General features: G+C 73.3%; 10 protein-coding genes and 2 rRNA genes. 8 read left to right on the top strand and 4 right to left on the bottom strand.

What is annotated here, in order from left to right:
* A 23S ribosomal RNA gene (locus tag FXF65_RS10200) occupies positions 1 to 234 on the top strand; the annotation flags it as partial.
* A gap of 173 nt (positions 235 to 407) precedes the next feature.
* A 5S ribosomal RNA gene (gene rrf / locus FXF65_RS10195) occupies positions 408 to 524 on the top strand.
* Between the two features lie 96 nt (positions 525 to 620).
* On the opposite strand, the gene FXF65_RS43610 is transcribed toward rrf, so the two are convergent.
* Entirely contained in the window at positions 621 to 1,784 is a 1,164-nt protein-coding gene (locus FXF65_RS43610; RefSeq protein ID WP_187412202.1) for a hypothetical protein, read from the bottom strand.
* A gap of 6 nt (positions 1,785 to 1,790) precedes the next feature.
* Between FXF65_RS43610 and FXF65_RS10190 the strand changes: the two genes are divergently transcribed.
* Complete coding sequence (locus FXF65_RS10190) at positions 1,791 to 2,654, top strand: hypothetical protein (protein WP_246198461.1); 864 nt, start codon at positions 1,791 to 1,793, stop codon at positions 2,652 to 2,654.
* A 48-nt stretch (positions 2,655 to 2,702) separates the two neighbouring features.
* On the opposite strand, the gene FXF65_RS10185 is transcribed toward FXF65_RS10190, so the two are convergent.
* Together FXF65_RS10185 and FXF65_RS10180 are read right to left on the bottom strand one after the other, a co-directional pair.
* Positions 2,703 to 3,644, bottom strand: coding sequence for an MBL fold metallo-hydrolase (locus FXF65_RS10185; RefSeq protein ID WP_148349433.1), 942 nt, complete (start codon positions 3,642 to 3,644; stop codon positions 2,703 to 2,705).
* A 45-nt stretch (positions 3,645 to 3,689) separates the two neighbouring features.
* Positions 3,690 to 5,024 carry a DUF1015 family protein gene (locus tag FXF65_RS10180; RefSeq protein ID WP_148349432.1) on the bottom strand — a complete coding sequence of 445 codons (1,335 nt, stop codon included), beginning with the start codon at positions 5,022 to 5,024 and terminating at the stop codon, positions 3,690 to 3,692.
* A 63-nt stretch (positions 5,025 to 5,087) separates the two neighbouring features.
* On the opposite strand from FXF65_RS10180, the gene FXF65_RS10175 reads away from it, so the two are divergent.
* Together FXF65_RS10175 and FXF65_RS10170 are read left to right on the top strand one after the other, a co-directional pair.
* A complete protein-coding gene (locus tag FXF65_RS10175) occupies positions 5,088 to 5,531 on the top strand; it encodes a tetratricopeptide repeat protein (protein WP_148349431.1) in 444 nt (147 codons plus the stop codon).
* A 47-nt stretch (positions 5,532 to 5,578) separates the two neighbouring features.
* A complete protein-coding gene (locus FXF65_RS10170) occupies positions 5,579 to 6,580 on the top strand; it encodes an HAD-IIA family hydrolase (protein WP_148349522.1) in 1,002 nt (333 codons plus the stop codon).
* Positions 6,581 to 6,587: 7 nt separating this feature from the next.
* Here the strand turns inward: FXF65_RS10170 and FXF65_RS10165 are convergent, their stop codons facing one another.
* Positions 6,588 to 6,929, bottom strand: coding sequence for an SCP2 sterol-binding domain-containing protein (locus FXF65_RS10165; protein WP_148349430.1), 342 nt, complete (start codon positions 6,927 to 6,929; stop codon positions 6,588 to 6,590).
* A gap of 115 nt (positions 6,930 to 7,044) precedes the next feature.
* Here FXF65_RS10165 and FXF65_RS10160 point away from each other — a divergent pair, with 115 nt between their 5' ends.
* The 3 genes from FXF65_RS10160 (at position 7,045) to FXF65_RS10150 (ending at position 9,561) form a co-directional block, all read left to right on the top strand.
* Entirely contained in the window at positions 7,045 to 7,410 is a 366-nt protein-coding gene (locus tag FXF65_RS10160; RefSeq protein WP_148349429.1) for a hypothetical protein, read from the top strand.
* Positions 7,411 to 7,565: 155 nt separating this feature from the next.
* Positions 7,566 to 8,369, top strand: coding sequence for a TlyA family RNA methyltransferase (locus FXF65_RS10155; RefSeq protein WP_148349428.1), 804 nt, complete (start codon positions 7,566 to 7,568; stop codon positions 8,367 to 8,369).
* 163 nt (positions 8,370 to 8,532) lie between these two features.
* Positions 8,533 to 9,561 carry an NAD kinase gene (locus FXF65_RS10150; protein WP_148349427.1) on the top strand — a complete coding sequence of 343 codons (1,029 nt, stop codon included), beginning with the start codon at positions 8,533 to 8,535 and terminating at the stop codon, positions 9,559 to 9,561.
* The last annotated feature ends 15 nt before the right edge of the window (positions 9,562 to 9,576 follow it).

Genomic DNA, 9,576 nt, shown 5'->3' with positions numbered 1-9,576 from the left:
GGGACGGACGGACCTCTGGTGTGCCAGTTGTCCCGCCAGGGGCACGGCTGGTTGGCTACGTCCGGTAGGGATAACCGCTGAAAGCATCTAAGCGGGAAGCCTTCCTCGAGATGAGTTCTCCCACCCCGTAAGGGGTGTAAGGCCCCCGGGAGACGACCGGGTTGATAGGCTGGGGATGGAAGCATCGTAAGGTGTGGAGTCGACCGGTACTAATAGGCCGAGTGGCTTGAACACACACAACGTTCAAACCAAATCGCAGTTTGCTGTGTGAGTTGTTCGCGTCCCTGTGTGGTTCCCGGAAAACAAACGGGAACCCTCCGTGTTTGTTGTTAAGTGAATATTGTTCCGAAGCTTGGCTGCTTTGGACGCTCAGGTTTGCCCACCCGCTTCGGGTGGTGCGTTGGGCGTTCGGTGGTTTTGGCGGAGGGGAAACACCCGGTCCCATCCCGAACCCGGAAGTTAAGCCCTTCAGCGCCGATGGTACTGCATGGGAGACTGTGTGGGAGAGTAGGACACCGCCGGACATGAATTGAAGTCGAGGGTCGTCCCGATTTATGGGGCGGCCCTCGACGCATGTGGTGTGGACGCAAAGTAGGCTGCAAGGGTCCACGGAACGACCTTCAAGAACAGTGACGGACGTGATGAGCGCGGAAGAGGACGGCCGTAGCGACGGCGATCGCGGGCGGCGGGGCGGTGACGGGAGGCGGAACACGCCGCCCCGTCGTGGTGTCGGCCCACGTGGTGGGCAGGGCGGTCCCGGAGCTCGCAAGGGCGGCGGTCCGCGCGGAGGAGCGTCCGGTGGCGGGGCGCCTCGTGGCGGTGGCCCGCAGGGTGGCCGCGGTCGTCCCGCCGGCGGGAAGTGGAAGGATCGGGATTCGCGCGATCAGCGCGATGATCGTAAATCCGGCCGTCCATTCAAGCGTTCTGATGATCGGCGGCCCGAGTCCCGGGAGGGACGTCCCGCCGAGCGCCGTGAGAATGGCTCCGGCGGCCAGAGCGGCGAGCGTCGCGAAGGCCGGTTCGGCAAGCCTTTCCGCGAGGGCGGGGAGCGTCGCGAAGGCCGTTTCCAGGACCGAGGGCAAGGGCGGCGGCCGAACCAGGGCGGCGGCGCGGGACGCGACGGACGTCCGACCGGCGGCCCGCGACAGGAAGGCCGTCCGACCGGGGGGCCGCTGCGCGAGGGGCGTCCGGGCGGCGGTCAATGGCGTGAGGGACGTCCGGGTGGAGGTCCGCGTCAGGAAGGCCGACCGAGCGGCGGCCCGCGGCGTGAAGGTCGTCCGGGCGGGGGTCCGCGTCAGGAAGGGCGTCCGGCTGGCGGCCAGTGGCGCGAGGGGCGTCCGAGTGGCGGGCAGCGACGTGAGGGTCGTCCCGGTGGGGGTCCGCGTCAGGAAGGGCGTCCGGCCGGAGGTCAGTGGCGCGAGGGCCGCCCGGCGGGTGGGCCCCGACGTGAAGGGCGTCCGGGCGGCGAGCGGCGGTTCCAGGACCGGGACGATCGGCGGTCCGGAGGCAGGCGGTTCGAGGGCAAGCGCGAAGGACGTCCGGGAGACCGCGACAAGCGGTTCAAAGGGCGCGGCGGTCCGCCGCGCGAGGGCCGTCCCTACGCGCCGTCCCGTGGTCGGTCGGACGACCGGCGCGGCGGGAGCGCGGAGGAGCGCGAGCGTCCCGCGCCGAGGTACGACGATCCGCTGCTGCCGGACGATGTGACCGGCGAGGAGCTGGACGCGGATGCCCGCATCGGCCTGCGTTCGCTCCCCAAGGACCTGGCCGCGAAGGTCGCACGCCATCTGGTGATGGCCGGACGGCTGGCCGAGGACGAACCGGAGGTGGCCTACAAGCACGCGCGGGCGGCGCGGCGGCTCGCGTCCCGCGTGGGGATCGTCCGGGAGGCGGCCGGGATCGCGGCGTACCACGCGGGCGAGTGGGCGGAGGCGCTCGCGGAGCTGCGGGCCGCGCGGCGGCTCGGCGCGGGCGACGACTCGTACCTGCCGGTGATGGCCGACTGCGAGCGCGGGCTCGGCCGTCCCGAACGCGCCCTCGACCTGATCAAGTCGCCGGAGGCGGACAAGCTCGACCCGATGGAGCGCGTCGAACTGCGCATCGTCGAGTCGGGTGTGCGCCGCGACCTCGGGCAGCAGGACGCGGCCGTCGTCACGCTCCAGATCCCCGAGCTTCGCGACCGGCGGCTCCGCCCCTGGTCGGTGCGACTGTTCTACGCCTACGCCGACGCGCTGGAGGAGGCCGGGCGAGACGAGGAGGCGTCCGACTGGTTCGCGCGCGCCGCCGCGGCCGACCGGGACGGCGATACCGACGCGGCCGAGCGCTACGCCGAGCTTGAGGGCCTCCACATCCTCGACACCGAGGAGGACGAGGACGACGCGGAGACCGTCGACGAGGGGACCGAGACGGTCGACGACGCGGCATCCCCTGAGGTCGCGTCCGCCGATGAGGCGGTTGAGGACGAAGCCCCGGCAGTGGTCGAGGACGTGGCGGCGACCGATATCGCGTTCGTCCCGGCCGAGCCCGAGATTCCCGCGGTGCCGGACGACGACGCTGAGGAAGCGGTGCCGGAGGCCCCGGTCCTGTTCCTGGAGCCGAAGCCCATCATCGAAGAGCAGCCACCGGCTCCGGACGAGAACGGGAACGGGAACGACTGACCGGCTCGGAAAGGCGACGAAACCAATCCGGGCCCTATCGGCCGGATATCAGGCGTGTCTGTCCAGGGCATGCATGATGCCTGCGACGTTGCTTTCCGTGCTGTTCAGTACCTCGTATTTGGCGGCCAGATCCGGATCGATGTCGTCGGCCGTGATGACGTAGCGGTCCTTTGTGCGGTCGACGACCATCGCGACCGCGTGATCGAGATCGAGGCCCTTTTCGCGGGCGTCCCGAACGGTGTCGACCCATATCCGTAGTTCTTCCGCCGACCGTTCCAGAGTGTCGTCCACGGCCGTCACCGGGCCGTAATGCGCGAAGAGCAACCGCTGCGGGCCGAGTGAGCGGAATTTGCCGAGCGAGTCGAGCGCGGTGTCGAGGTCGAAGTCCGGCGGCGGCGTTGCGGGACGGACGTCCGCCGTCTCCGGAATGTAGATCCCGGCGGCGTCGCCCACGTACAGGTCGCCGGTCCGGGAGTCCACGAGGCCGACGTGGTGCTTGGCGTGGCCGGGGGAGTAGTGCGACTCCAGCCGCCGTCCGCCGCCCAGGTCGATGAGGCCGACGTCCTCGACGGCACGGATTCGCGCGGCGTCCGTGGGCTTGAGCTCGCCGAACAGGGTGTCGAGGCTGTCCCCGTACACCATCCGGGCGCTGCGCATGAGGCGCGACGGGTCGGCGAGATGCCGCGCGCCCTTCTCGTGGACGACGACCTCCGCCCGCGGGTACATCTTCGCGATGTCGCCCACGCCGCCCGCATGGTCGAGGTGGATGTGCGTGACGACCACACTGGCCAGGTCGTCCGGTCCGACGCCCAGTTCGTCGAGCGCTGCCCGCACGACGGGCGCGGAGCCGGATGTGCCCGGCTCCACCAGGCAAGGCCGGTCGGACAGGATCAGGTACCCGGCGGTGATCCCGCTGTACCCGGCCATCCGCGTGTCGATCTCGTAGACGTCCGAACCGAGGGGCGTGATCGTGGTCGTGGTGTCGTCCATGCCCCGATCATCGACCCCGGCGGCGCGCCTCGCGCATCCGGCCCCTCACCGGTCGTCGAGGAGGCGCAGGACGAGGCCCGTCCGCGGCTTCGGCCCGAACGAGGTGGACTTGCGCGGGACGCGCTCGCCCTCGCCCGCGATCGCGAGGACGTCCTCGACCTTGAGCGGGTTGAGGGCGACGGCCGTCCCGCCGGTGCGCCGCGCCCGCGCGAAGGCGGCGGACGGGTCGTCGTGCACCACCTCGATGGCGTTCTCGTTCTCCGGGACGTTCCACACGTTCCCGATGAGCAGATGGTCGAGAATGGCGGTGTCGAGCTCACGCCACCGCGCGGAATGCTCGGACGGCATGGAACGCCGCACCGCGTCGTCGTCCGGATCGGTGAGCAGGTGCAAAGACGGGCCTCCACCGAGAAGGAATGCGGGACCGGGCGCTTCGGCGAGCGCTGCCACGGCGGCGGTCTCGTCCTGGAACTCTGTGACGTGAAAGACGTCGCGAGCCCGTGAGACCGCCTCATCGGGCCGCAGACCCGGCAGCACGCGGTGGATCGCCCCCAGGTGCGCCGGGTAGCGGGTCGCGTCGACCAGCAGCGCCAGGCCCGAGTCCCATGGGCCGGGGCCGTCGCCCGCCGCGTGGTGCCGGGACTGGAGGGCGCGGTAGGTCGCGTAGCGGTGGTGGCCGTCCGCGATGAGCGCCTGTCTGCCGCCCAGGTCGGCGGCGATGCGCGCGTGCGAATCGGGGGCGGTGATGCGCCAGAGCCGGTGCGAGATCCCGTCGTCGGAGCGGAACTCCATGAGCGGCGCGTCCGCCGCGGCCTCGTCGACGATGCGGGCGGCGTCCCCGCCGCCCTCGTACACCAGGAAGATCGGTTCGAGGTTGGCGTTCGCGGCCGTCATCAGCGCGAGCCTGTCCTGGACGGGCCCGGGGAACACGTTCTCGTGCGGCAGCACCACTCCGTCCGACTCCGGGCGTAGACCCAGGGCGCCGATGAGGCCGCGCTGCAGGATCGTCCGCCCGCGGGCCGCCTCGTAGACGTACAGGGCGGGCTCCGGGTCGACGGCGAGGGCGCCCTCGTCCAGCCAGCGGCGCAGCCGGTCGCCCGCCGCGGCGTAGCTCTCCCCGGCGAGGCGCGGCAGGTTCAGCCGGACGATGTTGTGCCCGCCCTCCGCCAGCAGCCGCGTCGCCGCCGCCTCGTCGATCAGGTCGTACGGGGGCATCGTCACGGCCGCGAGGTCGCCCGCCACCTCGGGGACGAACCGGACGCCGCGGAACGGGGCCAGTTCCAGGCCGCGGCCGGTGCGCGGCTCCGAGGTCCCGAAGATCCGGGCGCTGAACTCCTCCGGGCCGAGTTCGGAGGGGAGGTCGTCGTCCACCCTGGGCATGCTAATGAGCGGAGGGGCGTCCGGTGACCCAACGGGTACGGTCGTTTTCGACGGGAGGTCCACATGAGTCGTCAAGGCCCGGAAAGACCTGAGGATTCCCCGGGAGGCGAACCCGGCGGCGCGGCCGTCCCGCCGGACGGCGGCGTCTACGAGTGGTACACGCGGGGGCTCGAACTGCTCAGGTCGGGCAGCCCCGCCGCCGCGCTCCAGTTGCTGACCAGGGCGGCCGAGGCCGAGCCCGGCTCGCACAGCATCCGCGAGGCGCTCGCCCGGGCCCAGTTCGGGATGCGGCAGTTCGGCGCGGCGGCCGAGAGCTTCCGCGTGATCGTCGAGGAGGAGCCCGCCGAGGACTACGCCCGCTTCGGCCTCGGGCTGGCGCTCAGCCGGATGGGCGACTTCACGGGCGCGGCCGAGCATCTGGCGCTCGCGGCCGCCATGCGCCCGGAGAACCAGGACTACGCCAAGGCGCTGCGGCACGTCAGGGCCACCCTCGCGGCCCGCCGCTGACCCCCGTCTTACCAGCCGGTAACCATCCGCGTACGATCACCGACATGATGAGAGGCAGCGACCGCCCGCTGTGCGAGGCGTACGACGTCGCCCTGCTCGACCTCGACGGCGTCGTCTACATCGGGCGCAGGCCGGTGCGGGCGGCGGCGGAGTCGCTCGCCAAGGCGCGCGCGGCGGGGCAGCGGCTCGCGTTCGTGACGAACAACGCGTCCCGGACGCCGTCGGCCGTCGCGGCCCTGCTCACCGAGGTGGGCGTCCCGGCCGACGAGGCGGACGTGGTGACCTCCGCGCAGGCCGCCGCGCGCCTCCTCGCCGAACGGCTGCCACCCGGGTCGGACGTCCTCGTCGTGGGCGGCATGGGGCTGCGGCACGCCCTGTACGCGGCCGGGCTCCGCCCGGTGTCGACGGCGGCCGGACGTCCCGCCGCCGTCGTGCAGGGATACGAGCCGATGCTCGGGTACGGGCTGCTGTCCGAGGGGGCGCAGGCCGTCGCGATGGGCGCGCTGTTCGTCGGGTCCAACGGCGACCTGACCATCCCCGGCGGCGACGGGCCCCCGCATCCGGGGAACGGGTCGCTGCTCCGCGTGATCAGCTCGGCGACCGGCGTCGAGCCGATCGTCACCGGCAAGCCCGAGCGGCCGCTGCACCAGGAGTCGGTCCGGCGCACCGGGGCGAAACGGCCGCTCGTGGTCGGGGACCGGCTCGACACCGACATCGAGGGGGCCGTCAACGGCGGCGCGGACAGCCTGCTCGTCCTCACCGGGGTCACCGACCCGCTGCGGCTGCTCACCGCGCCGCCGAACCGGCGTCCGACCTATGTGGCGGCCGATCTGAAGGGATTGCTCGTCGCGCACCCGGAGATCGTCCGGACGGACGGCGGGCACCGCTGCGGCGGCTGGACGGCCCGCCGCGACGGCGGCGGGGTCGCGGTCACCGGCTCAGGCGACCCGTACGACGGGCTGCGGGCGCTCGCGGCCGCCGCCTGGGAGCCGGAGGCGGAGTTGAGCCGGGAGTCCCTCGCGGACGCGCTCTCCGCCCTGGGGCTCTGAAAGCGGCTTAGAGGAGTTTGCGGAGGCGGAGCAGGTCGAAGATGCTCGCCTCGACCTTGAGACGTCCCTCGGCCCACGCCCTGGCCGGGTTCAGCTCCTCGCGCGCCATGGCGACGAGGTCGTCGCTGTCGACGGTCAGGCGGACCTGCGCGTCGCGCGGGTCGCCGTCCAGCTCGAACGGGTCGAGGCCGCCCCCGTGCAGCCGGGTGCGGAAGGCCAGGCCGAGATCGGCGACGTGGCAGCTGATCGTCCGCTCGACGACGTGCTCGGCGAGCCGGTCGGGGTCCACCTCGGCGATCCGCGCCGCGACGCTCCCGAGCGCCGCGCGGCACTCCTCCTCGTTCGCCATGGTCAGGCCCGTTCCCCGTTCCCTCGACAACGATGTCGTCCAGGGACGGTAGCGTTCGGGAAGAGCCGGAAGCGACTCGTCGCGGGTGTTCCGGGTGCACTGGGAGGTAAACGTGATGTCCGACGAGGCCGCGGAGGAGCCGGTGATCCCGGCGTCCGCGGCGGTTCCCGCCGTGGCCGAGGGCGCGGAGCCGCAGGAGCGGGCCGCCGTGCTAGAGGGAGCCCTGCCGGAGGAGGCCGCGCCGGAGGAGGTCGGGGGGGAGCCGGAGTTCCCGGCCGTCCCGGTGCCGGAGCCGACCGGGGAGCCGCGCGTCGACGCCGCGCTCGCCCGCCTCGGCGAGCTGGGCGGACGCCCCGTCTCCGCGCACGTGGAGGTCTTCGAGGACGTCCACCAGCGGCTCCAGGAGATCCTCGCCGCCGCGGGCGAGGAGGAAGAGCGGCCGCGCCCCGCGTTCCCCGACGCACTCCGACCCCCGCCATGAGCGGCGCGCGGGTCGTGAACGGCGGGTCGGCATGAACGGCGGGCGGGACATGAGGGACGGGCGGGCGTGAGTCGCGGGCTGGTCATGAACGGCGGGCTTGTCATGAGCGAGGGGCTTGTCACGAGCGGCGGGCGGGTCAGAAGCGGCGGGCGGGCGTGAGCGCGCGGCGGCGGCTCGACGCGGAGCTGGTCCGGCGCGGCCTCGCCCGGTCGCGGGAGCACGCGGGCCGGCTGATCGGCGACGGGCGCGTCCGGGTCGGCGGGCGTCCGGCGGCGAAGGCGGCCACGCAGGTCGAGACCGGGGCCGCGATCGTCGTCGCCGACCCCGCCGACGGGCCCGAGTACGTCTCGCGCGGCGGGCACAAGCTCGCGGGCGCGCTCCAGGCGTTCCAGGACCTGGACGTCAAGGGCCGCGTCTGCCTCGACGCGGGCGCCTCCACCGGCGGGTTCACCGACGTCCTGCTGCGCGCGGGCGCCGCGCGCGTGTACGCCGTCGACGTCGGCTACGGCCAGATCGCGTGGTCGCTGCGCACCGACGACCGTGTCACCCTCCTGGAGCGGACGAACGTCCGCGACCTCCGCCCCGACATGCTCGGCGACCCGCCGCCGACCCTCGTCGTCGGCGACCTGTCGTTCATCTCGCTGCGGCTTGTCCTCGGGCCCGTGCACGCCTGCGCCGCCCCCGGCGCCGACTTCGCCATGATGGTGAAACCGCAGTTCGAGGTTGGCAAGGACCGGGTCGGCGCAGGCGGCGTCGTCCGCGACCCGGAGCTGCGCGCCGACGCGGTGCGCGGCGTGGCGGAGCACGCGGCGACGCTGGGCCTCGGCGTCTGCGGGGTGACGGCGAGCCCGCTGCCGGGGCCGTCCGGGAACGTCGAGTACTTCCTGTGGCTGCGCGCCGGCGCCCCGCCGCTGGACGGGGCCGACCTCGCCAAGGCCATCGCGGATGGCCCCCAGTGACCTCCCGGCCCCCGTCGACCCGGCCCGCACCGCGCGGACGGGCCTTGAGCGGTCCGGGGCGGGCGCGCGTACAGAGGGCGTCCGAACCGGGAACGTCCCCGCGGGGGCCGTTCGTCCAGACGTCCGTACGCCGCGCGACGGCGTCGGGGAGTGGGGCGGGAGCATGAGCAAGAGGTCGGTGCTGGTCGTGACGCACACCGGGCGGCCGGAGGCGGTCCGCAGCGCGCAGCTCGTCGTCGAGCGGCTCAGCGAGGCCGGGATCTGCGTCCGCGTCCTGGACGGCGAGGCCGACGCCATCGGCTGCGCGGGCGTCGACGTCATGCCGCACACCGCCGCGGCGGCCGAGGACGCCGAGGTCGTCATGGTCCTCGGCGGCGACGGGACGCTGCTGCGCGCCGCCGACCTGACCCGCACGGCCGGCACCCCGCTGCTCGGCGTGAACCTCGGGCACGTCGGGTTCCTCGCCGAGGCCGAGCGCGACGACCTCGCCGCCACCGTCGACCGTGTCGTCACCCGCCGCTACGACGTCGAGGAGCGGATGACCGTCGACGTCGTCGTCCGCCGCAACGGCACGGTCGCGGGCACGACGTGGGCGCTGAACGAGGCGAGCATCGAGAAGGCCGAGCGGGAGCGGATGCTGGAGGTCGTCGCCGAGATCGACGGGCGCCCGCTGTCCAACTGGGGCTGCGACGGGGTGGTGTGCGCCACGCCGACCGGCTCGACCGCGTACGCGTTCTCCGCCGGCGGCCCGGTGGTGTGGCCGGAGGTCGAGGCGATGCTGGTCGTCCCGATCAGCGCGCACTCGCTGTTCGCCCGCCCGCTGGTGGTGTCGCCGCGCTCGCTGGTCGCCGTCGAGGTGCTGCCGGACACGCCCCGCGCCGTCCTGTGGTGCGACGGCCGCCGCACCTTCGATCTCGTGCCGGGCGCGCGGGTTGAGGTGCGCCGGGGCGCGGAGCCGGTGCGGCTGGCGCGGCTGCACCTGACGCCGTTCACCGACCGTCTGGTCACGAAGTTCGGCCTGCCCGTGACGGGTTGGCGGGGCCGCGTCCGGCAGCCCGCGCACCCGTCCCCGCCCATGGCGGACTCGCAGGTCGCGGACGCCCCCTCGATCGGCGGCACGGCCCCGGAGGTCACCTCCGACGGCGGCCCGCCCGAGCCGGACGGGGGAGCGCCCGGCGAGCAGAGGGGATAATCTCCACAGGCGCTG

The sequence above is a fragment of the Actinomadura syzygii genome (assembly GCF_008085905.1).
GTDB classification, from domain to species: Bacteria; Actinomycetota; Actinomycetes; order Streptosporangiales; family Streptosporangiaceae; genus Spirillospora; species Spirillospora syzygii.
Note: the sequence above shows the minus strand (reverse complement) of the source record. Positions and strands in the feature narration are given on the sequence as shown.

Bases quoted from the DNA above. Each gene is read 5' to 3' on its own strand.
- FXF65_RS10150 (WP_148349427.1), top strand. From the start codon at position 8,533: ATGAGCAAGAGGTCGGTGCTGGTCGTGACGCACACCGGGCGGCCGGAG.
- FXF65_RS10180 (WP_148349432.1), bottom strand. From the start codon at position 5,024: ATGCCCAGGGTGGACGACGACCTCCCCTCCGAACTCGGCCCGGAGGAG.
- FXF65_RS43610 (WP_187412202.1), bottom strand. From the start codon at position 1,784: ATGGCGTGCGACCTTCGCGGCCAGGTCCTTGGGGAGCGAACGCAGGCC.
- FXF65_RS10165 (WP_148349430.1), bottom strand. From the start codon at position 6,929: ATGGCGAACGAGGAGGAGTGCCGCGCGGCGCTCGGGAGCGTCGCGGCG.
- FXF65_RS10190 (WP_246198461.1), top strand. From the start codon at position 1,791: ATGGCCGGACGGCTGGCCGAGGACGAACCGGAGGTGGCCTACAAGCAC.
- FXF65_RS10175 (WP_148349431.1), top strand. From the start codon at position 5,088: ATGAGTCGTCAAGGCCCGGAAAGACCTGAGGATTCCCCGGGAGGCGAA.
- FXF65_RS10160 (WP_148349429.1), top strand. From the start codon at position 7,045: ATGTCCGACGAGGCCGCGGAGGAGCCGGTGATCCCGGCGTCCGCGGCG.
- FXF65_RS10170 (WP_148349522.1), top strand. From the start codon at position 5,579: ATGAGAGGCAGCGACCGCCCGCTGTGCGAGGCGTACGACGTCGCCCTG.
- FXF65_RS10185 (WP_148349433.1), bottom strand. From the start codon at position 3,644: ATGGACGACACCACGACCACGATCACGCCCCTCGGTTCGGACGTCTAC.